Origin of the sequence: Rheinheimera muenzenbergensis (genome assembly GCF_036984005.1) — a bacterium.
GTDB classification, from domain to species: domain Bacteria; phylum Pseudomonadota; class Gammaproteobacteria; order Enterobacterales; family Alteromonadaceae; genus Alishewanella; species Alishewanella muenzenbergensis.
Map to the genome: position 1 here is coordinate 26,260 of NZ_JALAAR010000002.1, position 25,619 is coordinate 51,878.

The 25,619-nt window shown below is 50.2% G+C and carries 22 protein-coding genes; 12 read left to right on the forward strand and 10 right to left on the reverse strand.

The window, feature by feature from the left end:
• Window positions 1–32: 32 nt before the first annotated feature.
• Window positions 33–1,262: an imidazolonepropionase gene (hutI, locus tag MN202_RS02270; protein WP_335734469.1), complete on the forward strand. Its 1,230-nt coding sequence runs from the start codon at window positions 33–35 to the stop codon at window positions 1,260–1,262.
• A gap of 61 nt (window positions 1,263–1,323) precedes the next feature.
• Entirely contained in the window at window positions 1,324–2,847 is a 1,524-nt protein-coding gene (locus MN202_RS02275; RefSeq protein WP_335734470.1) for a putative bifunctional diguanylate cyclase/phosphodiesterase, read from the forward strand.
• Here MN202_RS02275 and MN202_RS02280 read toward each other — a convergent pair.
• Together MN202_RS02280 and rraA are read right to left on the reverse strand one after the other, a co-directional pair.
• Window positions 2,840–3,898 (reverse strand): formimidoylglutamase, encoded by a 1,059-nt coding sequence (locus tag MN202_RS02280; protein ID WP_335734471.1) that lies wholly within the window; start codon window positions 3,896–3,898, stop codon window positions 2,840–2,842. The two genes, MN202_RS02275 and MN202_RS02280, sit on opposite strands and share 8 nt — an antisense overlap.
• Before the next feature lie 2 nt (window positions 3,899–3,900).
• On the reverse strand, window positions 3,901–4,386 hold the full coding sequence (rraA, locus tag MN202_RS02285; RefSeq protein WP_335734472.1) for a ribonuclease E activity regulator RraA: 486 nt from the start codon (window positions 4,384–4,386) through the stop codon (window positions 3,901–3,903).
• A 157-nt stretch (window positions 4,387–4,543) separates the two neighbouring features.
• Here rraA and MN202_RS02290 point away from each other — a divergent pair, with 157 nt between their 5' ends.
• From MN202_RS02290 to MN202_RS02300, 3 genes are all read left to right on the forward strand, one after another.
• Window positions 4,544–6,553, forward strand: coding sequence for a putative bifunctional diguanylate cyclase/phosphodiesterase (locus MN202_RS02290; protein WP_335734473.1), 2,010 nt, complete (start codon window positions 4,544–4,546; stop codon window positions 6,551–6,553).
• Between the two features lie 54 nt (window positions 6,554–6,607).
• Window positions 6,608–7,132, forward strand: coding sequence for a phosphatase PAP2 family protein (locus MN202_RS02295; protein ID WP_335734474.1), 525 nt, complete (start codon window positions 6,608–6,610; stop codon window positions 7,130–7,132).
• A 96-nt stretch (window positions 7,133–7,228) separates the two neighbouring features.
• On the forward strand, window positions 7,229–9,088 hold the full coding sequence (locus MN202_RS02300) for a methyl-accepting chemotaxis protein (protein WP_335734475.1): 1,860 nt from the start codon (window positions 7,229–7,231) through the stop codon (window positions 9,086–9,088).
• A 7-nt stretch (window positions 9,089–9,095) separates the two neighbouring features.
• On the opposite strand, the gene MN202_RS02305 is transcribed toward MN202_RS02300, so the two are convergent.
• The 5 genes from MN202_RS02305 to priA all read right to left on the reverse strand — a co-directional run bounded on the left by MN202_RS02305 (window position 9,096) and on the right by priA (window position 14,228).
• Complete coding sequence (locus MN202_RS02305; RefSeq protein WP_335734476.1) at window positions 9,096–9,485, reverse strand: gamma-butyrobetaine hydroxylase family protein; 390 nt, start codon at window positions 9,483–9,485, stop codon at window positions 9,096–9,098.
• On the reverse strand, window positions 9,482–10,816 hold the full coding sequence (gene hslU / locus MN202_RS02310) for an HslU--HslV peptidase ATPase subunit (protein WP_335734477.1): 1,335 nt from the start codon (window positions 10,814–10,816) through the stop codon (window positions 9,482–9,484). Before hslU ends, MN202_RS02305 begins: the two co-directional genes overlap by 4 nt.
• An 11-nt stretch (window positions 10,817–10,827) precedes the next feature.
• Window positions 10,828–11,346: an ATP-dependent protease subunit HslV gene (hslV, locus tag MN202_RS02315; protein WP_335734478.1), complete on the reverse strand. Its 519-nt coding sequence runs from the start codon at window positions 11,344–11,346 to the stop codon at window positions 10,828–10,830.
• A 58-nt stretch (window positions 11,347–11,404) separates the two neighbouring features.
• Window positions 11,405–11,971, reverse strand: coding sequence for an SPOR domain-containing protein (locus MN202_RS02320; RefSeq protein WP_335734479.1), 567 nt, complete (start codon window positions 11,969–11,971; stop codon window positions 11,405–11,407).
• A gap of 82 nt (window positions 11,972–12,053) precedes the next feature.
• The gene (gene priA, locus MN202_RS02325; RefSeq protein ID WP_335734480.1) at window positions 12,054–14,228 is read right to left on the reverse strand and encodes a primosomal protein N'; all 2,175 of its coding nucleotides are present in this window, start codon (window positions 14,226–14,228) and stop codon (window positions 12,054–12,056) included.
• 204 nt (window positions 14,229–14,432) lie between these two features.
• On the opposite strand from priA, the gene rpmE reads away from it, so the two are divergent.
• Window positions 14,433–14,645 carry a 50S ribosomal protein L31 gene (gene rpmE / locus MN202_RS02330; RefSeq protein ID WP_092792296.1) on the forward strand — a complete coding sequence of 71 codons (213 nt, stop codon included), beginning with the start codon at window positions 14,433–14,435 and terminating at the stop codon, window positions 14,643–14,645.
• Window positions 14,646–15,164: 519 nt separating this feature from the next.
• Entirely contained in the window at window positions 15,165–16,406 is a 1,242-nt protein-coding gene (locus MN202_RS02335) for a malic enzyme-like NAD(P)-binding protein (protein WP_335734481.1), read from the forward strand.
• A gap of 71 nt (window positions 16,407–16,477) precedes the next feature.
• Here the strand turns inward: MN202_RS02335 and MN202_RS02340 are convergent, their stop codons facing one another.
• From MN202_RS02340 to MN202_RS02350, 3 genes are all read right to left on the reverse strand, one after another.
• Complete coding sequence (locus MN202_RS02340) at window positions 16,478–18,097, reverse strand: methyl-accepting chemotaxis protein (RefSeq protein ID WP_335734482.1); 1,620 nt, start codon at window positions 18,095–18,097, stop codon at window positions 16,478–16,480.
• Between the two features lie 152 nt (window positions 18,098–18,249).
• Window positions 18,250–18,777: an inorganic diphosphatase gene (gene ppa, locus MN202_RS02345; protein WP_335734483.1), complete on the reverse strand. Its 528-nt coding sequence runs from the start codon at window positions 18,775–18,777 to the stop codon at window positions 18,250–18,252.
• 69 nt (window positions 18,778–18,846) lie between these two features.
• Window positions 18,847–19,818, reverse strand: coding sequence for a class 1 fructose-bisphosphatase (locus tag MN202_RS02350; RefSeq protein WP_335734484.1), 972 nt, complete (start codon window positions 19,816–19,818; stop codon window positions 18,847–18,849).
• A 143-nt stretch (window positions 19,819–19,961) separates the two neighbouring features.
• Here MN202_RS02350 and mpl point away from each other — a divergent pair, with 143 nt between their 5' ends.
• The 5 genes from mpl (at window position 19,962) to panP (ending at window position 25,402) form a co-directional block, all read left to right on the forward strand.
• Window positions 19,962–21,320 (forward strand): UDP-N-acetylmuramate:L-alanyl-gamma-D-glutamyl-meso-diaminopimelate ligase, encoded by a 1,359-nt coding sequence (gene mpl, locus MN202_RS02355; RefSeq protein ID WP_335734485.1) that lies wholly within the window; start codon window positions 19,962–19,964, stop codon window positions 21,318–21,320.
• Window positions 21,320–21,958, forward strand: coding sequence for a flavin prenyltransferase UbiX (locus MN202_RS02360; RefSeq protein WP_335734486.1), 639 nt, complete (start codon window positions 21,320–21,322; stop codon window positions 21,956–21,958). The genes mpl and MN202_RS02360 overlap by 1 nt, the downstream gene beginning before the upstream one ends.
• Window positions 21,955–22,881 (forward strand): ABC transporter ATP-binding protein, encoded by a 927-nt coding sequence (locus tag MN202_RS02365; RefSeq protein ID WP_335734487.1) that lies wholly within the window; start codon window positions 21,955–21,957, stop codon window positions 22,879–22,881. Before MN202_RS02360 ends, MN202_RS02365 begins: the two co-directional genes overlap by 4 nt.
• Window positions 22,878–23,651: an ABC transporter permease gene (locus MN202_RS02370; protein ID WP_335734488.1), complete on the forward strand. Its 774-nt coding sequence runs from the start codon at window positions 22,878–22,880 to the stop codon at window positions 23,649–23,651. The genes MN202_RS02365 and MN202_RS02370 overlap by 4 nt, the downstream gene beginning before the upstream one ends.
• Window positions 23,652–23,755: 104 nt before the next feature.
• Window positions 23,756–25,402 carry a pyridoxal-dependent aspartate 1-decarboxylase PanP gene (gene panP / locus MN202_RS02375; protein ID WP_335734489.1) on the forward strand — a complete coding sequence of 549 codons (1,647 nt, stop codon included), beginning with the start codon at window positions 23,756–23,758 and terminating at the stop codon, window positions 25,400–25,402.
• Window positions 25,403–25,619: the final 217 nt, after the last annotated feature.

The window sequence follows — 25,619 nt, forward strand, 5'->3', positions numbered from 1 at the left end:
ATTATCGCATTAGCCGACACAGGAGAGCTCCCATGCAGCAGTTTGATGCCATCTGGATTAATGCCAACATCGCCACTATGGCTGACAATGGCCAGCCTTATGGCGCTATTGAAAACGGCGTACTGGCAGTGAAAGACGGCCTGATTGCTTTTGTAGGTGCGCGCAGCGAATTACCCTCCTTTGACGCTCTGGCCACGCCTTTGTATGACGCTGCTGGGCAATGGCTGTTACCGGGCTTTATTGATTGCCATACTCATCTGGTATATGGCGGCAACCGTGCCAACGAATTTGAAATGCGGCTAAATGGCGCCAGTTATCAGGACATCGCTGCGGCCGGCGGTGGCATCAAAGCGACAGTAGCGGCAACACGGGCGGCCAGTGAAGAAGACTTGTTTGTACTGGCGAAAGATCGTCTGAACACCTTGCTGGCACAAGGCGTGACAACGGTAGAGATTAAGTCTGGCTATGGTCTCGATCTGGCGACCGAGCAGAAAATTCTGCAGGTTGCGGCGCAACTGGATTTGCATCATCCGGTTAGTGTGCAAAAAACCTTTTTGGGCGCGCATGCCTTGCCGGCAGAATTTAGTAATGATGCCGATGGCTATATCGAAGCCGTGTGTCAGATGCTGCCTGAGCTAAATAAACTTAAGCTAATTGATGCGGTGGACGTATTTTGTGAGGGCATTGGTTTTAGCGTAGCGCAAACACGTAAATTATTTACCGCGGCTCAGGCACTGGGCTTGCCGGTTAAAGCCCATGCCGAGCAGCTGTCAAACTTAGGAGGCAGTGCCCTGGTGGCTGAGTTTGCCGGCTTGTCAGCAGATCACATTGAGTTTCTTGATGAGGCCGGTGTGGCGGCAATGGCGCAGGCCGGCACCGTGGCGGTGTTGTTGCCGGGGGCCTTTTATTTTCTGCGTGAAACCCAGTTACCACCTATCGCTTTGTTGCGGCAATACGGTGTACCTATGGCGGTGGCGACGGATTTAAATCCCGGCACTTCGCCGTTGTGCTCATTGCCGCTGATGCTGAATATGGCTTGTACCCTGTTTCGCTTAACGCCTCAGGAAGCACTACTGGGTGTAACCCGACATGCAGCTAAGGCATTGGGGCTGTTTGATCGTGGTTGTCTGGTCGCAGGGCAGCGGGCTGATTTTGGCTGCTATGCCATCAGCCAGCCGGCGGAGCTGTGCTATCAGTTTGGTGTTAATTCGCTTAAGCAACTGATAATCAATGGTAAAGAGGTAAGAGTAGCCAGCGTATAAGCTTTACAAGGCGCGCTTTTGCATTAAGCTATTAGCAGAGCGTCTTTATTGGAGTACTGCCGTGCGCTATCTATGTTTGGGCCTGTTGTTTTTCTGCACTGCAGCGCAAGCGCAGCAGCCTGTCTCGTCGTTGCAGCTAATTAGCCTGTTATCGGGCTTATTGCTGCTGGCGTTTATCTATCTGTTTAAACTCAGGTTTGACGTACATAAGCTGCAGCAGAAACTGGCGACGAAAAAAAATAATCAATTGGGCTTTTATTCATTACACGATGATATAAGTGGCTTTCCCAACAAGTTTTTTTTACAGCAGCAACTCGACGAGTTACTCAAGCGCGCGCCCGAACAATCCTACTCTTTACTGCTGATTAAAATCAGCCAGTTTGACCAAGTAAACCAGCTGCTAGGCCACAGCAACAGCAATGTGATCCTGGCGCAAATTGCCCAACGGATTAATGAACAATTAAAGTTGACGGACACGGCTTTGACCTTTGAATTCCGCCAGCAGTCAGCTATCCGTTTGTGTCATTTGGGCGGCGTTGATTTTGCAGTCTGGCTCGACAGTACCGATAAACAGCATCTGGCTGAGTTTGTCGCCGATGAGCTGGAGAAGAATGTGCCGGAGCCCATGCTGGTGCACGGCTGTGCCGTTGAGTATCAGTTGCATTCTGGTATTGCTCACTATCCACAGCACGGTACTCAGCTAAGTGAATTACTTGAACGCGCTTATCTGGCACTGCAGCATCACAGCTGGTTGCAAGGTAAAAGCCAGGTGTTTAGTCCGGAAATGTTGCACTTTACCAGTGATAAACTGTCGTTAATGGCAGAATTGCGCCAGGCCATTGGCGAGGGCCAGCTGGCACTGTATGTACAGCCGCAAATTGACATGCAAAGCCGCGAAGTTTTGGCGGGAGAAGTCTATGTGCGTTGGCGGCATCCCAGCCGTGGTTTAATGACGCCGGACAGCTTTCTGGCACTGGCAGAAGAGACCGGCGTTATTTATCCACTAACGCAATGGGTATTAAAAGAAGCGGTCGCGATGATTGCCCAGTTAGCGCAATCGCAACAAGTCAGCAAGATTGCCGTCAATATATCCAGCAAGGATTTGTTACACGATGAGCTGATAGACACTCTGGAAATGCTGTTTGATAAATACAAAGTAAAACCACAGCAACTGATGCTGGAATTAAAAGAGCAAGCGTTAGTGGCCGAGCCTGCCCGGGCTATGAGTATGATGCAGCGTCTGCACCGTTTAGGAGTCGAGTTGGCGCTGGATGATTTTGGTACCGGATTTTCTTCTTTAGCGTATTTACGCAAGTTACCTATTCAGCATGTAAAGGTTGATTGCTCGTTTATTGGCGATTTGCACCGCTCGGACATGCATTCAGCCATTACCGGCGCCATTATTGATATGGCGCGGAATCTGGAACTGGGGGTTATTGCCGAAGGTGTAGAGGAACTGGAAGTAGAGCAAAAATTGCTGCGTATGGGCTGCCAGCGCGGCCAGGGTTTTTTGTATTCACGGCCATTTGAGCTTAGCGGTTTTGCTGTCTGGTTAAAGCAATGGTATCAGCAAAATGCTAAATAGCCTGCGGCTGATCCTGTTTACCCTGCATAAAGGCAAACACTAAGGCTGACAGCACTTGTCCGGCTTCGTTCATACCGGCTGTTTTACCGGCCGGATGTTGCGCCGGTGCGGCTTCTGCCAGGTGCAGGTAGCGGCTGCGCGGTAATTTTGCCAGCTGATAAACAAACTGCTCTGCCGCTTGTACACTGATTCCGCAGTTGGTAAAGGCACTAACCGGCATCAGGCTGATGCTGTCGGTGTCCAGTTCAATGCCTATATCGCCGTCACCTTTAATGACCGTATCTATGCACTGATCCAACGCTTGCTGATAACTGAGCTGCTGGCGGACAAAGATCTGCTGATAGCTACTGAACTCAGCACCGGCTTGTTGCAGTTGCTGCAAGGTTGTCGCTGAATTTTTTAACTCATGCAGACCAAGGACATAATACTGCGCTAAACAGCCAGCCTGATGCGCATAGCTAAAGCCATTGCCACTGTGGCGGCCTTCAAGCGGTCTGAAATCCGAGTGCGGGTCAAGATTGGCACTGTTTGGTGTTTTGCCGCTACTTTGCTTAAGGGCTGCCAGCAGCGGGTAACTGTTGTTATGGCCACCACCGATAACCAGCGGATATAGCCCGGCGGCAAATACCGCCGCAACAACAGGTTGTAGCCGTTGGTCCAGCAGGCTGACTAGCTGACGCAACTGGTTAAGTTGTTCAGGCTCCTGCACGGATAAGTTAGCAGCTTGCTGCTGCAAATCGTCACAATCAATTTCACCTAATAACAGCAGCTGTGAGGCATCAATAAACTGATTAGCCTGCAAATTCATGAACTTGCTGAGAAAGGCTGGCCAGGCATCTACTGCTCCGGCCTGGCCAAGATTGGCCCGGGGGCCAATGTCCTCCGGCACGCCTAACAGCACATATTTACAGCCATCTGCTGCGGCCTGTTGTAGTAGCGTCTGTAGTGGCGCAGTAGCATCGGGTAATTTAACTTGCTGCCCCAGTCGCAATTCACCGGGGCGTGGCGCTACAAAGTGCTGCATTTTGGCAGCGCTAAAACGTGTCAGCATTGTTATTCGATATCCAGCGCGTCCGGCGAAATGATAATGCCGGTGCTGTCGGCATACAGATGATCGCCGGGTAAAAAAGTAACACCGGCAAAGTTAACCGGCACCTCAGTTTCGCCAAAGCCTTTATCGTCTGCACCTACCGGAATGGCGTTGACGGCATGAATACCGATGTCAAAATCTTCCAGCAGGTCCAGATCACGTACGCTGCCATAACACACTATACCTTCCCAGCCATTACCCGCAGCCAGCGACGCCAGCTCCGCATCAATTATTGCCCGCCTGGCCGAGCCACCGGCGTCAATCAGCAGTACTTTGCCTACGCCGGGATCATTTAACAGCTGCCGTACCAGGCCATTGTCTTCAAAACACTTAACGGTATGGATTTGGCCACCAAAAGAGCGTCTGCCACCATAGCTGGCGAACAGTGGTTCAACCACATCTACCTGATCGGCATAAAGGTCGCATAATTCTGAGGTATTGTATTCCATGGTGTGCTCCGGCAGTTACGGCATCTAAGCTGACAGTATAGCTGGCTCCGTACTAAGCTCAAACACTTATTATTATTGAGATTTCCGCTACAGCGTGTTGTCTGTGTTAATGCTAAATTTGCTATGGTGTCTGCAACCACAACTGAGGATACTGGCTGTGACCTCTGAATTGTTTAGCCGTCTGATTGTATATATAACCGAAGCCGGCGTGGCGTTGTTGCTCAGTTATTTGCTGTTTCATTTCAGTCGGGTGTACCAGCAACCCTATATCCGTTTCTGGTTTTTGTCGCTACTGATGTTTGCTTTGTATCAGCTGTTAGTTATTGCCAAATGGGCGTTGGCGGCACCTGTAGTGGCCGATACGCTATTGCAGTTCGGCATTCTGCTGACCAGTTATTTATTCGCGCTGTATTTACTGCGCGGCATGCTGGAAACCCGGGTTAGCGATGCGGCAATGTTGCGCCTTTGGTCTGGCCGGCGTTTGACATTGCTAGGCTGCATGCTGGCTGTGGTCAGTGTGCTGGCTTTTGTGTTTGGCAACAATATGGCGCAGTGGCAGGAATATTTTCAAACACACCTGCGCTTGCTGGTTATTGCGCTGTTGTTACTTACGGCTACTGTCATAGTGCTGTACCGGATTGGTAATTCGGTAGGCCAGCGTTTAGCGGCTATTATGATGGCGGTTTGGGCCGGCGTGTATATAGTGTTTGTGGTCTGGTATCTGGTTAGCGCGCAGCAACAGGCCGGTATCCGAGCGATCCTTATTTTTAAAAGTGCTGAACTGTTTTCGCTGTTTGGCCTTGGCCTGGCGCTGCTGATCTGGCAGCAAGAGCACGAGCGCACCACCAACCTGCAACTGGCAGCTAAAACCCGCTATCTTAATCGTTACGATCAGCTTACCGGCGCGTTAAATCGCGATGCGTTGCTGCTGCAATTGCAGGAACGCATGGCAGCGTCTGACAGCACACCGGTGTATCTGCTGATGCTGGGCTTAGACAAATTTAAAACCGTTAACGAATCTGTCGGGCTAAAACAAGGTGATCAGGTGCTGATACAACTTACCAAACGGTTTGAGTCGAGCATTTTAAAGCCGGCCCTGGTAGCCAGAACCGGTGGTGATATTTTTGCGTTGGTGCTTAGTGATATGCACACTGAGACCCAATTGCAATTTGCGGTACGTCATTTGCAGCAACTGGTAGAGAAAAACTTTGAACTAGCCGTTGGCCAGCTACAACTGACCTGCACCATAGGCATCGCCTGCTCTGTCAGTGACAGTAACAGTGCTGAAGGCTTACTGCAAAAAGCCAATATTGCTTTTCATCAGGCTAAACGCATTCAGCGTCAGAGCCTGGCTTATCAGGCCGGGATGGAAGATGAGACCGCGCGGCTAATTAGCTGGGAAACGGAATTGCTGCATGCCATGCAGCACAATGAATTACTGCTGTATTTTCAGCCGCAGCTGAATTTACGCGACAATACGCTGGATGCTTTTGAAGTGCTGGTTCGCTGGCAACATCCGCAGAAAGGTTTTTTGATGCCAGGCCAGTTTTTGCCTTTTGTTGAGCAACTGGGTTTAAGCCGGAAACTGGATTTTTGGATCCTGCAGCAAGCCGTTGACACCATCAGCCGCTGGCGGCAGCTTAAGGTACAGTTGCCGCTGGCAGTGAATATGTCGCCGTTGCATTTTCAGCAGGAAGGGTTAAAGCAGCATATTCAGCAGCTGTTGCTGCAATACCAGATCTCGCCGGAAATGCTGGAGCTGGAAATCACCGAAAATGCCGCTATGCACGATATGGAAAAAGGCTCCAACCATATTGTTGAGTTGCAGCAGATGGGGATCCGGGTATCAATTGATGATTTCGGCACCGGCTACTCTTCATTAGCGTACCTACGGCGTATGCCAATTGATAAAATTAAAATTGATCGCAGTTTTGTGATGGATATGGCCGGTAATGACTCTGATATGATGATCGTAAAAACCATGATCACACTGGCGCATGGCCTGGGTAAACGTATTCTGGCCGAAGGGGTAGAAACAGCAATACAGCAGGAACTGCTAAAAAACATGTCCTGCGATGCAGTACAAGGCTACTACATTGCCAAACCTCTGGCAGAGGCAGAGGCGCTGATGTATTTTCAAAAGCAACAAGCCAGCTTGTCACAGTAACGTCATAACAGCGCGCTAGGCTAAATCAAGTGCATGTAATGGCGGGGTGCAGTGATGTTACTGAAAAGACTGGAACACTGGGACCATATTTCATTTTGCCGCTTGTTTAGCCGCAGTTCGTCAAAGTTTTGCAGTAGCGGTAGCTATTGGCTGTCAAAAACGGCTGATGGGCCTTTATATTTACTGCTGGTACTCAGTTTGCTGGCGGCGGATGTGGCTGACGCTGCCCGCTTTGGCTTGCTGCTGCTGGTAGCATTTTCGCTTGAATTACCGCTGTACTTATTGCTGAAAAACAGTATACGCCGTGCCCGGCCGGCACAGGTGCTGACGGCATTTACCCAACCGCATATTACCCCTTCCGATCAATTTAGTTTACCCTCTGGCCATACGGCCGGGGCCTTTGTCATAGTAGTTGCCGTGGCGTGTTGTTATCCGTTGTGGTTGCCGCTGGCGCTGTTGTGGGGAGGCGGCATAGGCCTTTCGCGTATTTTGCTTGGCGTGCATTTTCCGCTGGACGTGTTAGCTGGTGCAGTGCTGGGAACGGCTGCGGCGACGATTGGGCTTTTTTTGCTCAACTAAGCGATAAACACTGAAATCATTGCAAAAATTAGGCTGCAGATTGCCGTGCGTGTTCTATCATCAATACTGGATGTTAACAAAAACAGGTAGCAGTATATGAACGGATTACGGCGATTGTCGATAAAGCAGCGGTTATTTATCAATGGCATAGCCCTGGTAGCCGCAATGGTAGTGATGTTGCTGATCTTATTTTATCAAAGCAGCAAATTGACCAGCCTGGCGTCGACCCAGCAATTGGTCGAGCAAATTGCGGCTGACGTATTGATGTTGCGCCGGCATGAAAAAGACTTTGTCATGCGCACTGAGCTGAAATACCAACAGCGCCATGCTGATCATTTGCAGAGTATGTTAAGCCGGGTTTCGTCATTACAGGCATTGTTGCAACAACATGCGATAGATGATGCGCCATTAATGCGTTTTTCGCAGCTAACCCAAACGTATCAGCAAAGCTTTAATGAGTTGGTGAGTCAGCAGCAACAGTTGGGGCTGACGCCGCAGGATGGCGTCATGGGCGAACTGCGCGCTGCGGTGCATCAATTAGAACAGCGTTTTGACGGCCTGGCGCGGGATGATCTGATGGTGTTGTTATTGCAATTGCGCCGGGCTGAAAAGGACTTCTTAATACGCAAAGACCTGGCTTACCAGCAGCAGTTTGCCGGTACTATGCAGCAGTTAACGCCAAAAATAGCCGCTGACAGCGACAGCAGCCGCTTTGCGCAACAGTATCAGCGCAGCTTTGACGCTGTGGTTAGTGCTTACCAGCAGATGGGGCTGGATGAAACGCAAGGCGTTACCGGCAAGATGCGCAGCGCTATTCAAAGCACAGAAGAAAGTCTTAAAGCGCTGCAGGCCCAAAGCAGTGAGGCTGTAAGTGCAGCAGTAAACAGCACTCAGCAACTGGCGTTATTAGTGTTTGCCGTAGTGCTGGCAGCGGTATTAGTACTGGTGGCGATGACCAGTCGCAGCATTTTGCGGCCAGTGCTGGAAGTATGCAAAACCATTGGCCTGATCCGCGCACAGAATGATTTTCGCATGCGGGTTGATGTCGCAGGTAAAGATGAGATGACTGCACTGGCAACTGACTTTAACAGCATGCTGAGCGATTTTCAGGATCTGATTAAAACGGTAAACCAGGCGCTGGAAATGCTGGATATTGCCACCAATGAACTGGCTAAATCGACCTCTGACACCAGTAGTGGCATGCAAATGCAGCAAAACGAAACAGACATGGTAGCAACAGCGGTGACGGAAATGGGCGCTACCATCAATGAAATTGCCAGTAATACCGAAACCACTGCAGCTAAAGCCGAAGCGATGAACCAGAATGCGCAAAGTGGCCGCAGTGAAGTGCAGCAAACGGTAGATAGGATCACCAGCTTATCAACGCGGTTACAGGATGCTACAGCAGTGGTAGCTGAGCTGGAAAAAGACAGTAAAACCATTGGCTCGGTGCTGGATGTTATTCGAGCTATTGCCGAGCAAACCAATTTGCTGGCGCTAAATGCTGCCATTGAGGCCGCCCGGGCTGGTGATCAGGGCCGTGGTTTTGCTGTGGTTGCCGATGAGGTGCGCAGCCTGGCAATGCGTACGCAGGAATCAACCCGGCAAATTGAGACCATAGTTAATGGCTTACAGGGCCGTACCAACGACATAGTACAAGTCATGCAAGGTTGCCGCCAGCAAGGTAGTGAGAGTGCTGAACAGGCCGGCATTGCCATGACTTTGCTTAGCGAAATCACTTCTGACGTTACCAACATTATGGATATGACCACCCAGATTGCTGCTGCAATTGAAGAGCAAAGCCATGTGGCTGCCGAAGTAAACAAAAACGTGGTGAAGATCCGTGACTTGTCGGATGAAACCTTTGGACATGCCAGACATAATGCCGCCATCAGTGAAGAGGTGGCGCAGCAAGCGGCACGGTTACGCCAGACCGTCGAGCGGTTTCAGGCCTGAGCCGTTGTTAGTATTGCACACGCACCGTGATGGCAGCATCGCGGGTAGCGTTGGCACTGGCAAGTTGTTGCAAATACTGTTGCCACAGGCTGTCTTTTTGCTGTGCCAGTTGCCACAAATATTGCCAGCTGTACAGGCCGGTATCGTGGCCGTCATCAAACAGTAGTTTTACCGCATAATGGCCGGCAGGTAGCAATTTTTGTATTGCTACCTGCTTTTTATTGCTTACCAGTTTGGGCTTGCCATGGCCGCGAACCTCAGCTGATGGCGAATAGACCCGCAGAAATTCAGCGCTAAAGCTGACACAATCGCCGCTGCTGAACGTAACGTCCAGCACACGGCGTTGTTGGTGATAGTGCAACTTGCTCACCTGTACTGCGATGGCATTGTTTATCACAAAATAAACCGGCTTAAGTCATCATCTTTAACCAGGGCTCCCAGGTGTTTTTCCACATAGGCGGCATCAACCTGAATATGTTCGCCGGCATGATCAGCGGCGTCATAGGAAATTTCTTCCAGCAGGCGTTCCATTACTGTGTATAACCGGCGCGCACCAATATTTTCAGTGGTTTCGTTTACTTGCCAGGCCGCTGCTGCCAGGCTGGTAATGCCGTCAGCGCTAAAGCTCAGGTTAACGCCCTCAGTGGCCAGCATGGCAATAGATTGTTCAGTAAGCGAGGCTTTAGGTTCGGTCAGGATACGCTCAAAATCGGCAGCGCTTAAGGCTTCAAGTTCAACCCGAATAGGCAGCCGGCCTTGCAACTCTGGCACTAAATCAGAGGGTTTGCTCATCTGGAAAGCACCGGAGGCAATAAACAGTATATGGTCGGTTTTAACCATACCGTGTTTAGTGTTTACCGTGCAGCCTTCAATAAGTGGCAGCAAATCACGTTGAACACCTTCGCGCGACACGTCGGGGCCGCTGGTTTCGCCGCGTTTGCAAATTTTGTCTATTTCATCCAGAAACACGATGCCGTTTTGCTCTACCGCTTCCAGTGCCTGAGTTTTAAGCTCTTCCGGGTTAACCAGTTTGGCGGCTTCTTCTTCAATCAGTTGCTTAAAGGCGTCTTTAATTTTCAGTTTGCGCTTTTTCTTTTTTTCACTGCCAAGGCTTTGAAACATGCTTTGCAGCTGAGATGTCATCTCTTCCATGCCCGGCGGTGCCATTATTTCTACACCAATATTTGGCTGGGCTAAATCCAGCTCAATTTCTTTGTCATCGAGCTGGCCTTCACGCAGTTTTTTGCGAAATACCTGACGGGTGCTGCTGTCGGTAGCCGGCTTATTGTCGCTGTCACCCCAGGCTTCTTTAGCCGGTGGCAGCAACACATCCAAAATGCGCTCTTCGGCCGCTTCTTCGGCGCGAAAACGGTTTTTCTCAATCGCCTGCTCGCGAAACATCTTTACTGCACTGTCAGTCAGGTCGCGGATAATACTTTCGACTTCTTTGCCGACATAGCCCACCTCGGTGAACTTGGTTGCTTCGACCTTGATAAAAGGCGCATTGGCAAGTTTTGCCAGGCGGCGGGCAATTTCTGTTTTACCTACGCCAGTTGGGCCTATCATCAGAATGTTTTTGGGTGTGACTTCCTGGCGCAGAGCCGGGTCTAGCTGCATACGGCGCCAGCGGTTACGCAGTGCTATGGCGACGGCGCGTTTGGCTTTATTCTGGCCGATAATATGCCGGTCCAGTTCGTGCACTATTTCTCTTGGGGTCATGTCAGACATAATCTACCTGCTTATAATTCTTCAATGGTCTGATGCTGGTTGGTGTACACACAAATGTCACCGGCGATGGTCAGACTTTTTGTTACGATATCCCGCGCACTCAGCTCAGTATTTTGTAATAGGGCGGTTGCAGCAGCCTGGGCGTAAGGGCCGCCACTGCCAATAGCGATCAGATCGTGTTCGGGTTGCACCACATCGCCGTTACCGGTAATGATCAGCGAGGTATTGGCGTCGGCCACCGCTAACAGCGCTTCGAGCTTGCGCAGCATGCGATCGGTGCGCCAGTCTTTGGCTAGTTCTACTGCAGCGCGCATTAAATGGCCCTGATGCAATTCCAGTTTGGCTTCAAAACGTTCAAATAAGGTAAAAGCATCGGCGGTGCCACCGGCAAAGCCGGCAATGACTTTGTTGTTATAAAGGCGGCGAACTTTGCGGGCGTTGCCCTTCATTACAGTGTTGCCGAGTGAAACCTGGCCGTCACCGCCGATGGCAACGTGGCCATCGCGGCGTACAGAAACAATAGTGGTCATGAATAAGCCCTGTGGCGTGATTAACTTAGGGCTTAAGTGTGGCTGAGACTGCTGGATTTCAAGACCAGTTCCAGATCTGGCAGGTATTTATACCTTGCTGGCGTAACCGGTTTCGATCGGCGGTGGCCTGGCGTTTAGACTCGTAAGGCCCCAGCACCACCCGATACCAAACGCCATTGTTACCGTCGGTGCGGCGGATTTCAGAACTAAAACCGACAAAAGCAATCTGGGCTTTCATCGTCTCGGCCTGGGTTTGCACCCTAAAGGAGCCACATTGCATCTGATAAGGTCCGGCAGCTTGCTGTTCAGTGACTTCGACTTTTACTTCTTTGTTTTCCAGTTCTTTAATGTACTGGTACGGCTCTTCGGTGGGTTTTACCGGTAAGTCATCTTTTTTAACTGTTTTCGGTGGCGCTGGTGCGGCCGTTACTTCAACGGCAGGCTGCTGGTTTAAAAACCATAGAAAATAAATAAAACCGCCAATCAACAGGCTGGTAATAGCCAGCAATAACCAGGGCTTTGCTGTGGGGGCAGTTTTAGCCGCCGCTCTTCCGGCGCCGGATTGGCGCGGTTTGCTGGTTCTGGCTTTGGGGCGGCTGGCTTTTACATAATCTTTTTGCGGCATAAGGTGCTTGAGGCTCTGACTGCTGGCAACTGGCGTTATTCTACAAGGTTAAGCGAAAAAAGAAACATAAGCCCGGCTATTGTCAGCTAAGGTCTGTTGGATCGACATCCAGTTGCCATTTAACTTTGCGGCTGTGTGGCCACAGTGTCAGTTGCGCCAGCATAATATCCAGCATCTGATGCAGCGCCGGGCGATTTGGGCTGTACAGTTGTAACTGCCAGCGATACTTGCCGGCCCGGCGTTCCAGCGGGGCCGGTATAGGGCCAAGTATTTGCAGGGCAGTGTTATCAGCGGCAATGGTTGCCAGTTGTTGCAGCCAACTCTGGCACAATTCTGACTGGTGTGCTTCGGCACTAAACATAGCCAGAAACTGATAAGGTGGCAGCCGTGTCATTTCACGTTCTTGCAGTGCAGTGCGGGCGAAGGCGGCATAACCATTCTGAATAATATCCTGCAACAAACTATGCTGTGGATAGTGGGTTTGCAATAGCACTTTACCGCCACTGCTGCCACGCCCGGCACGGCCGGCAACCTGGGTTAGTAATTGCCCCAGTTGTTCTGGCGCACGAAAATCACTGCTGTACAGAGCGCCATCGACATCGACGATTACCACAAGACTGACGTTAGGAAAATGGTGACCTTTGGCCAGCATCTGGGTGCCGACAATAAGCCGGGCACCATGTTGATGAATATCGCTTAATGCCTCGTTAAGCGCGCCTTTGCGTCTTGTGCTGTCACGGTCGAGCCGGGTAATGGCGGTATCAGGGAACAGCTGTTGCAGGCTTTCTTCTAACTGCTCTGTGCCCTGGCCCAGCGGTTTTAACTGGGTGCTGCCGCAACCGCCACACTGGCGTGGTATGGCTTTGCTGGCACCACAGTGGTGACATACCAACTGCCGGCTTTGTTTATGGTAAGTGGTAAAAGCACTGCAGCGGTGACACTCGGTAAGCCAGCCACACTCCTGACAGCTCAGCGCCGGGGCAAAGCCGCGCCGGTTTAAAAACAGCATAACTTGCAGGCCTTTAGCTAATTCAGCCCGTATCTGCGTCAGCGTTTGCCCGGCCAGGCCAAATTGCAGCACTTGTTGCTTTAAATCTACCAGGGTAAAGCTTGGCAGCGCCTGGCCGGCAGCGCGGTCGGGCAGGGGTAAATGAATAAATTTTTTGCTCAGAGCGTTGTGCAAACTCTCCAGACTGGGTGTTGCTGAACCCAGTAAGATTGGACAATGCTGGATGGCGCAGCGTTTTATTGCCAGATCGCGGGCGTGATAGCGAAAGCCGTCCTGCTGTTTTAACGACTGATCATGTTCTTCATCAATGATCACCAGCCCGAGTTGATAAAAGGGTAAAAACAATGCTGAACGGGTGCCAATGACAATAGCAGCCGCACCGCTGCTGGCTTGCAGCCAGCAATGCAGGCGTTCGCCATCGCTTAGTGCCGAATGCCAGCACAGTACCGGCACGTCAAACCTGGCCTGAAACCGTGCCAGTGTCTGTGGTGTTAAACCGATTTCAGGTACTATCAGTAACACCTGCTTACCGGCATTGAGCAGGCCAGCAATGCTTTGCAGGTACACCTCAGTTTTACCCGAGCCGGTAACCCCCTCAAGCAGCAGACGTTCAAACCGGCCACACGCCTGATTGACTGCCGCCACGGCCATTGCCTGGTCTGCGGTCAGTTTTAAACCGGTTGCGGTTGCCTCAGGCGGGGTAAAAGGCGTGGCCGGCACGCAAACTTCCTCTGCCAGGCCTTTATCCAACAATTGCTTAGCCGCAGGCCGGCCGAACTGTTGCAACATTAACGACTCGCTCAGGCGGTGCTGTGCTAACGCTTGCCATAAGGCTAACTGTTTCGGTGCGCGCTTTAATGTCGCAGCGTCGAGCTGACGGCCAGCTTCTGTCAGCTGCCAGGCTTTTGGCTGAAACGATGTCAGTTCGCGGCCTTCACGCAGTAAAGCCGGCAAGGCACTGATTAGCACTTCACCCAATGGATAGTGATAATAATCGGCGGCAAAACTAAGTAACTGACACAGCTGTGGCGGCAGTACAGGTTGGCTATCCAGTACCTGTAATATTGTTTTCAGGCGGCTGGCGGTAAAACTGTCTTCTGGCGCCAGTTGCCAGACAATGCCGACCAGTTTACGCGACCCAAAGGGCACCAGTACCCGGCAGCCAATCTGCGCGTTATGGTTAGGTTCTATTTTATAATCAAATAGTTGCCTTAGTGGTACTGGCAATGCCACTCGTACTGTGGTCACAATGGGCCCCCGTTTTATCGAAGCGCTCAGTGTAAGGACAGCGTGCTGAAATGCCAAGTAAAACAAAATTACTGTCGCGCAGTGTTTAAGCAGTTGCAACTTAGCACGCTATCCATTAAGCTACGCGCCCTAAATTAACTGTAATTACGTATGGTGTTTGGCAAATTTTTGACCAGATTGCGATACGGCCTAACGAGGTAAGCCATGAAGCCAGGTATTCACCCTGAATATAAAGAAATTACTGCAACCTGTACTTGCGGTAACAGTTTCAAAACTAAATCAGCACTGTGCAAAGACATCCACTTGGACGTTTGCTCAGCTTGTCACCCGTTCTACACTGGTAAGCAGAAAGTGTTAGACGTAGGCGGCCGTGTTGACCGTTTCAAAAAGCGTTTCTCTGTACTGGGCAACCGTTAATCGGTATAGCGTCAGCGAAACGGAAAAAAGCACCTGCGGGTGCTTTTTTTATGCCTGCTTTCCGGCTGTTTTTTACGCAAATAATCAGTATTGACCGAAAAAATATTTTTATTTGTTGAGCTGTGCCTTTGCCTGCAACAACATAACCCGCATAAACAAGCCAATAACTGTTTACTATCATATAGATAGAAAAACTTGACTGGCCAATACCTATCCTTGTTTGGCCACTACAGTCCGGCCGTAGTCGCATGATTATGCGGCCGCACTAACATCTGTATGCAGCACTGTGCCACATTTGGAATTTAGATGGCCGGACGTCTCTTGGCGCTGAGTGGTTTTATTGTTATAACAGTTACAGTTACGACTAAAGTGGTATGGTGTCCAGATGGTTTTTGCGCTGGTACGATCAGACTGATTCTGTTTCTCTTCTGTGCCTGCGCTCTTTAGAATAAGCCTCCCACAGCGTAACGACACGACAATAACTATACGCTTAGCCCTACAGACAGCAGGAAAATACCCATGGCAGATTTCAAACAGCAGGCGCTGCGTTACCATGCAGAGCCCAGACCCGGAAAAATTAGTATCGAGATCAGCAAGCCGGCCGAAACGGTGACTGATCTGGCGTTAGCATATAGCCCGGGCGTCGCCGAGCCGGTGCGCGAAATTGCCGCTGATATCGACAATGTGTACAAGTACACCGCTAAAGGCAATTTGGTTGCCGTTATCAGCAATGGTACCGCCATTTTAGGTTTAGGTAATTTAGGCCCTATGGCATCTAAGCCGGTAATGGAAGGTAAGGCTTTGTTGTTTAAACGTTTTGCTAATCTTGATTCCATTGATATTGAAGTGTCGCATCGCACGACAGAAGAGTTTATTAACACTGTTGCCAATATCGCCGATACCTTTGGCGGCATTAACCTGGAAGATATTAAAGCGCCTGAGTGCTTTGAAATTGAAAAAGAGCTGATTAAGCGTTGTAAAATTCCGGTATTTCACGATGATCAGCATGGCACTGCCATCGTTACTGCGGCTGGCATGTTAAATGCGCTGGAAATTCAGGGCAAAGATATTAAAAGTGCCATTATTGTTTGTATGGGCGCCGGTGCTGCCGCCATTGCCTGTATGGAGCTGCTAATTAAATGCGGTGCCCAGCGCGAGCATATTTATATGCTGGATACCAAAGGCGTCATTCATACCCGGCGCAACGATTTAAACCAATACAAGCTGCTGTTTGCTAACAATACCGACAAACGTACGCTGGAAGATGCGCTAACCGGAGCCGATGTGTTTGTTGGTGTGTCCGGCCCGGATGTGTTGCCACCGCAAGCGCTGCAGTTAATGGCAGACAAGCCGGTAATTTTTGCCTGCTCGAACCCTGATCCGGAAATTAAACCTGAACTGGCACACGCAGCGCGCAATGACATTATTATGGCCACCGGCCGTTCTGATTATCCGAATCAGGTTAACAATGTATTGTGTTTCCCGTTTATTTTCCGGGGTGCGCTGGATGTGCGTGCCAGTGTGATTAACGATGCAATGAAGCTGGCGGCGGTTAATGCTATCCGCGCTATTGCCAAAGAGCCGGTACCAGAGGAGGTGCTTACAGCAGCTAAGGTAGCTGAGCTTAGCTTTGGTAAGTCTTATATTATTCCTAAGCCAATGGACCCACGCCTGCTTCCCAGAGTGGCCCGGGCGGTAGCCGATGCAGCTGTAGCCTCAGGTGTGGCGCGTATTGCTTTACCGGATAATTATTATTGCTAACAGCTTAAAACCTGAAATTGAAAAAGCCGGCTAAAATGCCGGCTTTTTTATGTTGCTGATATCGCTGCTGGTTAGACCCGGAACAGTTTAGTAATGTTTTCCAGATTTTGTGCCAGCGCAGCCAGTTCACTGCTGGCTTTAGCGATATTGCCTGCGCTTTCAGAGCTGTGCTCTGTGTTGGTAAAAATTTCATCGACATGGTGCACGATATTACTGGCCATTTTTTGCTGATCGTCAGTAGCATCGGCGATTTGCTGGTTCATCAGGCGGATTTGCGCAATGCTTTTTGTGATCAGTTGCAATGCATCACCGGCCTGATTGGCTGATTGCACACTGTGATCGGCCTGGGCGGTACTTTGTTGCATCTTTTGTACGGCCAGACGCGCCGCACTTTGCAGCTGCTCAATGGTACGCTGAATTTCTTCAGTGGATTTTTGCGTGCGCGATGCCAGGGTACGTACTTCATCGGCGACCACAGCAAAGCCGCGGCCTTGTTCACCGGCACGGGCGGCTTCAATTGCCGCGTTTAGCGCCAGTAAGTTGGTTTGTTCGGCGATACCTTTAATTACGCTAAGCACAGTACCAACCTGATTGGCATCTTTCTCCAGCTGCATAATGACATCAGAAGCTTCTTGTACATTGCCGGCCAGTTGCTGGATATTTTGTACAGTGGAGATTACCGTTTGTTGGCCCTGACCGGCGGCATCATTGGATTGCGTGGCAGCAGCAGCGGCTTCGTTGGCGCTGTTAACTTCAGCCACCACGCTGGCACTCATATCATCAACCGCATGTTTGGCCTGATCGGCGGCGCGACGCTGCTGGGCAATGGTTTTATTGGTATCGTCGGTTAGTTCTCGTAAGTCTTTTGCCAGGGCAGATAGTGGCACTGCGGTATTGACGATATCCTTCACCACATGCTGCAGCTTTTGCATAAAAGTATTAAACCAGTGCGCTAAATCGCCCAGTTCATCTTTACTATTGCTGTTAATGCGAGCGGTTAGGTCGCCATCTTCTTTTGCCAGGCTTTGCAACGAGCTAATCATATTGCCCAGGCTGTTGTGAATACCTTGAGCGACCGGAAAAGCGGTACCAAACAACACCAATGTGGTGATCACGCCCATAATAATACCAACTGTAATTAGGGTGCCGGCTTGCTCGCTGGCATCATCAATACTGGCGGTAAATTGTTGTAAGCGCTGGTCACGGAATTGGCTAAGCAAGCGCGCTGTAGTGTCGTAATCAGCGTTCATTTTCTCTGAACGTTGACCCAGCGTAGAGAAATCTGCCGTGTTGTTGATCATCTCTTGTGACACTTTATACGCTACCTGATAGTAAGCGTCGTAGCTTTGCTTAACATTGCTGACCGCCCCGGCATAGTCGCGGTTTAACTCGGCAATGCGGCCTAAATCCTGGCTGAACTGCTTACTGAAATTGGCCGCGCCACCCAGCGCTTCTTCATCGCCGGTGGTGACAGCACTGGCGAGCGAGTCTTTAACCCGCTCCAGCAATACCAGCGAGCTTTGTGCTGCCTGTAACACCGGAAACTGCACGTCACGGGTTTGCTCCAGCGTATGAACGTTGTTCAGAGCGGTATTACTGGCCAGAACCAGATAAATAATAAAACTTAAGGTACCGATGAGTGGAATTAAGTAGATCTTCTTTGCGATAGACAGACGTCGTAACACATCCATACTGCAGGCCTCTGTGATATTGGAACGTTATTATTAGATGTAGCTTAACCGCAGTATAGTGCTTAATTTGTGCAAATGCTTGTTGTTGTTAGCTTTGATTGCGCTTAAAAAAAAGCCCGGCATTCGCCGGGCTTGCTTAAACTGCGGGCAGCTTATTTTTTTGCCCGTTCAAATGAGGTCATAATTTCAGCTTTGGCAGCGGCTGCATCGCCCCAACCATTTACTTTTACCCATTTGCCAGCTTCTAATTCTTTGTAACGCTCAAAGAAATGCTGAATTTGCTTTTTCAGCAGCTCATCGACATCGTTAATGTCCTGAATGTGGTCATACAGCTTGGTAAGCTTGCTTACCGGCACTGCAATAACCTTGGCATCTTCGCCAGATTCATCCGACATAAACAGTACGCCTACCGGACGACATTTAATAACTGCGCCTGGTACCAACGGATAAGGGGTTGGTACTAAAACATCTACCGGATCACCATCCAGCGACAGCGTCTGGTTTACAAAGCCGTAGTTGCACGGATAAAACATCGGTGTAGCCATAAAACGGTCTACCCATACGGTACCGGTATCTTTGTCTACTTCGTATTTAATCGGGTCGGCATTGGCCGGAATTTCAATAATAACGTTAATTTCTTCCGGCAGGTTTTTACCTGCTGCAACATCGCTTAAGCTCATGGCCTGGTCCTTAAATGTTAAAAGCCTGGTTGAAAGTGGCGCTTATTATAGCGCCGGTAATAAAAATGGCTATCGCTGATGATAGGCAATGCAGCTTTCTACTTCGTGCTTTGAGCCAAGTATCACCGCCACGCGCTGGTGAATATCGGTCGGTACTATGTCCATAATGCGCTCATAACCGGTAGAACTGATACCGCCGGCCTGTTCTACCAGAAAACTCATCGGGTTGGCTTCATACATTAGTCGCAGTTTATCCGGCTTGCTGGCATCTTTAGTGTCACGCGGGTAAGCAAAAATACCGCCGCGGCACAGTACCCGGTGTACATCACCCACCATGGCGGCTATCCAGCGCATATTGTAGTTTTTACCGCGCGGACCTTCTTTGCCCTGCAGTAAATCAGCAATATAAGCCTGCATTGCCGGTTGCCAATAACGTTGGTTCGACATGTTGATGGCAAACTCTGCAGTGTATTTCGGAATTGCAGCCTGCTCTTCAGTAAGCAGGAAGCCGCCATAGGTTTTATCTAAGGTGTACAGTCTGGTACCTTTACCTGTGGTTAGCGCCAACATGGTAGAAGGGCCATACAATACGTAGCCTGCGGCCAGCTGGGCGCTGCCGGGCTGCAAAAACTGACTGGCGTCATCAGCTGCTTTATCTGCTTGTGCCGGTAATATAGAGAAAATGGTGCCGATTAAGCTGTTGATGTCGGTGTTGGAGGAGCCATCCAGCGGGTCAAAGGTTACCAAATATTTACCATGCGGGTTACCGGCAACGGTGTCGTCTTCTTCTTCTGAGCTGATAGCTTTGACTACGCCGGTTTCCAGAATCACTTCTTTGAGTAATTCATTAGCAATAATATCGAGTTTTTTCTGGGTCTCCCCTTGAATATTCTCGCCCAGGGTAGAACCTAATACCCCAGCCAGTTCGCCTTGGCTGACACGAAACGAGATTTCCCGGCAGGCGGCGAGGATAGTTTTAATCAGTGAAATCAGGTCGCTGTCGACTCCGTCCTGTTGCAGTACTGGCGAGATGCGGCGCATGCTGGTGGTTCCTTCTCAGTAATTATTTTTGCTAAAGCGGTAGAGGCTGGCGTATTTTAAAGAATTTCTGCGCAAATTGCAGGTGTTACTGCGTTGCGGTTGCTATTTGTTACAATGGCGCAGGTTAATTTTCAGGACAATGTATGCATATTCATATTCTGGGTATCTGTGGCACCTTCATGGGCGGCATCGCCGCTATCGCAAAATCATTGGGCCATAAAGTTACCGGTGCTGATGTCAATGTTTATCCGCCAATGAGCACGCAATTGGAGCAATTGGGCATTGAATTGACGCAAGGCTGGGATCCGCAGCAGCTGGAGCCGGCACCAGACTTGGTTATTATCGGCAACGCGTTATCCCGCGGTAACCCGGCAGTAGAGTATGTATTAAATACCAATTTGCGTTACAGCTCTGGCCCGCAGTGGCTGGCAGAGCAGGTGCTATTTGACCGTTGGGTGCTGGCGGTGTCTGGCACCCATGGTAAGACTACCACCAGTACTATGCTGGCCTGGATTTTAGAATGTGCGGGCTTAGCGCCGGGATTTTTGATTGGTGGCATTCCGCAAAACTTTGATTGTTCTGCCCGGCTTGGCGAGTCACCTTTTTTTGTCATCGAGGCAGATGAATACGACACGGCCTTTTTTGATAAAAGATCCAAATTCGTGCATTACCGGCCACGAACCCTGGTAATAAACAACCTGGAATACGATCACGCTGATATTTTCCCTGATTTGGCGGCAATTCAGCGCCAGTTTCATCATCTGCTGCGTATGGTACCGGCCAATGGCCTGGTGCTGGCACCGGAAGATACGCCAGCGGTTAAACATACTCTGGATATGGGCTGCTGGAGCGAGCGGCAAAGCTATGGTACGGATTGGCGCGCCGAATTGCTAAGCAGCGATGGCAGCCACTTTGCCTTGTATTATCAGGATAAACAGCTTGGTGAGCTAAGTTGGCAGTTAAGTGGCCAGCACAATGTCGATAATGCGGTAATGGCGATTGCAGCGGCGCGCCATGCCGGCGTACCGGTAGCCATTGCGCTGGAGGCACTAACGCGCTTTGTTGCACCCAAACGGCGGATGGAGCTAAAAGCCGACATCGCCGGAGTAAAGGTGTATGACGATTTTGCCCATCATCCCACCGCTATCAGCACTACCTTACAAGGCATTCGCAATAAAGTAGGCCAAAGCCGGGTATTAGCCGTACTGGAGCCACGCTCTAATACCATGCGCATGGGCGTACATCAGGCGGCACTGCCTTTGGCGCTGGCGCTGGCCGATAAGGTGTTTTTGTATGAGCCGGCCAATGCCAACTGGTCACTGGACGCCTTAACGCGCGCCTTAGCACCTAAAGCCGCTTTGTCGCATGACATTGATGCACTGGTTAGCCTGCTTAGCGACCAGGCAGAGCAGGGTGACAGTATTGTGATTATGAGTAACGGCGGCTTTGGTGGTATTCACGACAAGCTGATTAGTGCACTAAAGCGTAAATGGGAACACTGATGAAAACTGCAAATGAGATCACGCTGGCCTTTAGCGGTGCATCAGGTGCGCCCTATGGCTGGCGCTTATTAGAATTGCTGCTGGCGCAGGGCATCAAAGTGCATTTGCTGGTATCCAGCGCCGCCAGAGTGGTTTTTGCTACAGAGCATGATATTAAACTGCCGGCTGCACCGGACAAATGCAGACAAATGTTGCTGGCACATTTTGGCTGCGATGCCGCCTTGCTTAACGTCTACGGCAAAGATGACTGGTTCTCTCCGGTAGCTTCCGGCTCAGCGGCTCCGCGACAAATGGTGATTTGCCCCTGTTCTACCGGCACCGTATCGGCAATTGCCACCGGCGCCAGTGACAACTTAATAGAGCGGGCGGCGGATGTGGTGATTAAAGAAGGCGGCCAGTTAATTTTAGTGCCACGCGAAAGCCCGCTTAGCGCTATCCACCTGGAAAACCTACTTAAGCTGGCCAAGCTCGGTGTGACTATTATGCCGGCGGCACCGGGTTTTTATCATCAACCGAAACAGATCAGTGATTTAGTCGATTTTATGGTGGCGCGTATTCTTGACCATCTTAGGTTACCGCACCAGTTACTTAACCGTTGGGGTTATGGCAGTACAGAACACACAGGAGAGCAGCATTGAGTTTAGCCTTAGATATTAAAGGCCTGCATAAGGTATACAAAAGTGGCACTGTGGCATTAAGCGGTATTGACTTGCAGGTAAAGCAGGGCGATTTTTTTGCGCTGTTAGGGCCAAATGGTGCCGGTAAAAGTACCACTATTGGCATTATCAGCTCGTTAGTCAATAAATCAGCCGGTAGCGTTAAGGTATTTGAATATGATATCGACAACCAGCTGGAAGCAGCCAAAAGCCAGCTTGGTCTGGTACCGCAGGAATTTAATTTTAACCAGTTTGAAACCGTGTTGCAGATAGTGGTAAATCAGGCCGGCTATTATGGTGTGCCGAAAAAACTGGCGCTGGAACGGGCGGAAAAATACCTGGGCCAACTGGGCCTGTGGGAAAAACGTACGGCCCGCGCCCGAGAGCTATCCGGTGGCATGAAGCGGCGTTTAATGATTGCCCGCGCCTTAATGCACGAACCAAAACTGCTGATTCTGGATGAACCCACCGCTGGGGTAGATATAGAACTGCGCCGCTCGATGTGGGAGTTTTTGCGCACCATTAACCAGCAGGGCGTGACGATTATTCTCACTACCCATTATCTGGAGGAAGCCGAAAGCCTGTGCCGTAATATCGCCATTATCGATAAAGGCCAGATTATTGAAAACACTAACATGAAGGCATTACTGGCTAAGCTGACGCGTGAAACCTTTGTGCTGGATTTAGCCACAACACCGGCACAACTGACGTTGGACGGCGTTAACTGGCGGGCATTGGATGACCACAGTATTGAAGTGGATGTGGAAAAAGCGCAGGGCTTAAATGGCATTTTTGCTCAGCTCAGCGCGCAGGATGTTAAGGTGTTATCAATGCGTAATAAAGCTAACCGGCTGGAAGAGCTGTTTGTATCCTTAGTGGAAAATGGCCGCGGAGGTGCAAAATGATTAAAGCTAACTATATGGTGGCTCTTAAAAGCATCCTCGATAAAGAAACCAACCGTTTCTTAAGAATTTGGATACAAACGCTGGTGCCACCGGCTATTACCATGACGTTGTACTTTGTTATTTTTGGCAGCTTAATTGGTTCCCGCATCGGCGATATGGGTGGTTTTAGCTATATGGAGTTTATTGTACCCGGCCTGATTATGATGTCGGTGATCACTAACTCTTATGCCAATGTGGCGTCATCATTTTTCAGTGCTAAGTTTCAGCGCAACGTGGAAGAGCTGCTGGTGGCACCGGTGCCCAACTACATTATTGTGTTGGGCTTCGTTGGCGGTGGTATGGCGCGTGGCATGCTGGTAGGGCTGATCGTGACGCTGTTATCATTGTTTTTTGTCACTATTCAAATTCACAATCTGGCGGTAATAGTGCTGACGGTGACATTAACCTCGATGCTGTTCTCCCTCGGCGGCCTGATTAACGCTGTGTATGCCAAGACCTTCGATGACATCAGCATTATTCCAACCTTTGTGCTGACGCCGTTGACCTATTTGGGTGGTGTGTTTTACTCGTTAACTCTGTTGCCCGGCTTTTGGCAGCATGTTGCGGCGCTTAATCCGGTGGTGTACATGGTTAATGCATTTCGCTACGGCTTTTTAGGTGTTACCGATGTCAGCCTGTGGTTGGCGCTGGCGGTGGTTGTGGGCTTTATCGTAGTACTGTTTAGTTATGCCATGTACCTGATTAACCGTGGCATTGGCCTGCGTAGTTAGGCACAGCACTTTTTTGCAGACATTTTTCGGCGCTTGCAGTAAAGTGAGCGCCATTTTCCGGCTGTTTTAGTAACCGCTGAAACCGTATGCAGAGTAGCAAGCGCATGACAGAATCCAGTAAACGCCAGGCAACCGCTTCAGAAGAGGCCTTATGGCGCATCTTCACGGTGCCGGAAGCGCCCGATTCAACCCTCAGCATTATTGAGCAGAATCTGTCACAGAATCTGGCCGGATTTTTGCGCGAAAGTATCGTCGCGGTAGAAAAACCTTTGTGGCAAATTGAGCGCGATTTTCAGGCGCACCATATTCCGCAAATGCCAAACTTTGTTTCCGATTACGCTGAAAGCCTGATGCAAAAGCTGGTAGCGCACTCGGTACATACTGCAGCGCCAAGTTTTATCGGCCATATGACGTCGGCCTTGCCTTATTTTGTGTTGTCACTGTCAAAAATGATGGTAGGGCTAAACCAGAACCTGGTGAAGATTGAAACCTCCAAAGCTTTTACGCCGATGGAGCGTCAGGTGCTGGGCATGATGCACCATCTGGTGTATGGCGAGGGCGACGGCTTCTATAAAAAATGGATGCACAGCGCTAACCATTCGCTGGGCGCCTTTTGCTCCGGCGGTACCATCGCCAATATTACTGCACTGTGGATAGCCCGTAACCGGTTGCTAAAACCTGACGGTGATTTTAAAGGCATCGCCCGTGAAGGCTTGTTTAAGGCGATGAAACATTACGGTTATGACGGTCTGGCAATATTGGTATCCGAACGCGGGCATTATTCGTTGGGTAAAGCTGCAGACGTGTTGGGTATTGGCCGCGAGTCGTTAATAGCGGTGAAAACCGACGCCGACAACAAAATTGATACTGCCTTACTGGCTGACAAAATGGCGCAGCTTAAAGCGGCTAACATCCGTGTGCTGGCGATTGTAGGCGTGGCTGGCACTACCGAAACCGGTAATGTGGACCCGCTAAATCAGCTGGCCGATTTAGCCGAGCAGTATCAATGCCACTTTCATGTCGATGCGGCCTGGGGCGGCGCTACGCTGTTGTCCAACAAGTATCGCCATCTGCTGGCTGGCATAGAGCGTGCCGACTCGGTAACCATAGATGCGCACAAACAAATGTACGTGCCGATGGGTGCCGGTATGGTGGTGTTTAAACACCCGTCCGCTGCGCACGCTATTGAGCATCACGCTGAGTATATTTTGCGTAAAGGCTCAAAAGATTTGGGCAGTCAGACGCTGGAGGGCTCACGCCCCGGTATGGCGATGCTGGTGCATGCCTGCCTGCAGGTGATTGGCCGTGACGGTTATGAAATTTTGATCAACCGCAGCCTGGAAAAAGCGCGTTATTTTGCCACTTTAATTGCGCACAACATTGATTTTGAACTGATCACCGAGCCAGAATTGTGTTTGCTTACCTACCGTTATGTGCCGGCGCAGGTACAAAAAGCCATGGCGGGTGCCAATCCCGAGCAGCTGCAACGCTTTAACGAGCTGTTAAACGGCTTAACTAAGTTTATTCAGAAACGTCAGCGTGAAGAGGGTAAGTCATTTGTTTCCCGTACCCGCTTAACGCCGGCAGGCTACCAGCGCCAGGAAACAATAGTATTCCGTGTGGTGCTGGCTAACCCACTCACTACCGAGCAAATTTTGCATGATGTGCTGGTAGAGCAGGATCAAATTGCCCAGCTCGATAAAGAGTTTTACCCGAAACTGCTACAGCTGGCGAAAGAGCTGGTGGTATAAAGACCTTACTTGCAATGCCACTGTGTTAGGTTGCTTTAGTTTTAGTGCTCTGAGCCAGGAGCTGGGCACTAAATACAAAACTGATGTACTGCCAGGCTCTGCCCACCTTTGTTTTAAATGTCCTCACTGCAGATCAGAGTTATAGCCTTATAGCTTGATCTGTGACATTTTTTCTGTCTAGATGTTATGTCGTAGTGCTCGAATGAGCGTGGCCAGC

Excerpts from the sequence above, each read along its gene's own strand:
- ppa (WP_335734483.1), bottom strand. The coding sequence starts at position 18,777 with ATGAGCTTAAGCGATGTTGCAGCAGGTAAAAACCTGCCGGAAGAAATT.
- MN202_RS02340 (WP_335734482.1), bottom strand. The coding sequence starts at position 18,097 with ATGGATGTGTTACGACGTCTGTCTATCGCAAAGAAGATCTACTTAATT.
- mpl (WP_335734485.1), top strand. The coding sequence starts at position 19,962 with ATGCATATTCATATTCTGGGTATCTGTGGCACCTTCATGGGCGGCATC.
- MN202_RS02300 (WP_335734475.1), top strand. The coding sequence starts at position 7,229 with ATGAACGGATTACGGCGATTGTCGATAAAGCAGCGGTTATTTATCAAT.
- rraA (WP_335734472.1), bottom strand. The coding sequence starts at position 4,386 with ATGGAATACAATACCTCAGAATTATGCGACCTTTATGCCGATCAGGTA.
- MN202_RS02350 (WP_335734484.1), bottom strand. The coding sequence starts at position 19,818 with ATGCGCCGCATCTCGCCAGTACTGCAACAGGACGGAGTCGACAGCGAC.
- rpmE (WP_092792296.1), top strand. The coding sequence starts at position 14,433 with ATGAAGCCAGGTATTCACCCTGAATATAAAGAAATTACTGCAACCTGT.
- hslU (WP_335734477.1), bottom strand. The coding sequence starts at position 10,816 with ATGTCTGACATGACCCCAAGAGAAATAGTGCACGAACTGGACCGGCAT.
- MN202_RS02295 (WP_335734474.1), top strand. The coding sequence starts at position 6,608 with ATGTTACTGAAAAGACTGGAACACTGGGACCATATTTCATTTTGCCGC.
- MN202_RS02360 (WP_335734486.1), top strand. The coding sequence starts at position 21,320 with ATGAAAACTGCAAATGAGATCACGCTGGCCTTTAGCGGTGCATCAGGT.
- panP (WP_335734489.1), top strand. The coding sequence starts at position 23,756 with ATGACAGAATCCAGTAAACGCCAGGCAACCGCTTCAGAAGAGGCCTTA.
- MN202_RS02335 (WP_335734481.1), top strand. The coding sequence starts at position 15,165 with ATGGCAGATTTCAAACAGCAGGCGCTGCGTTACCATGCAGAGCCCAGA.
- MN202_RS02280 (WP_335734471.1), bottom strand. The coding sequence starts at position 3,898 with ATGCTGACACGTTTTAGCGCTGCCAAAATGCAGCACTTTGTAGCGCCA.
- hslV (WP_335734478.1), bottom strand. The coding sequence starts at position 11,346 with ATGACCACTATTGTTTCTGTACGCCGCGATGGCCACGTTGCCATCGGC.
- hutI (WP_335734469.1), top strand. The coding sequence starts at position 33 with ATGCAGCAGTTTGATGCCATCTGGATTAATGCCAACATCGCCACTATG.
- MN202_RS02320 (WP_335734479.1), bottom strand. The coding sequence starts at position 11,971 with ATGCCGCAAAAAGATTATGTAAAAGCCAGCCGCCCCAAAGCCAGAACC.
- MN202_RS02370 (WP_335734488.1), top strand. The coding sequence starts at position 22,878 with ATGATTAAAGCTAACTATATGGTGGCTCTTAAAAGCATCCTCGATAAA.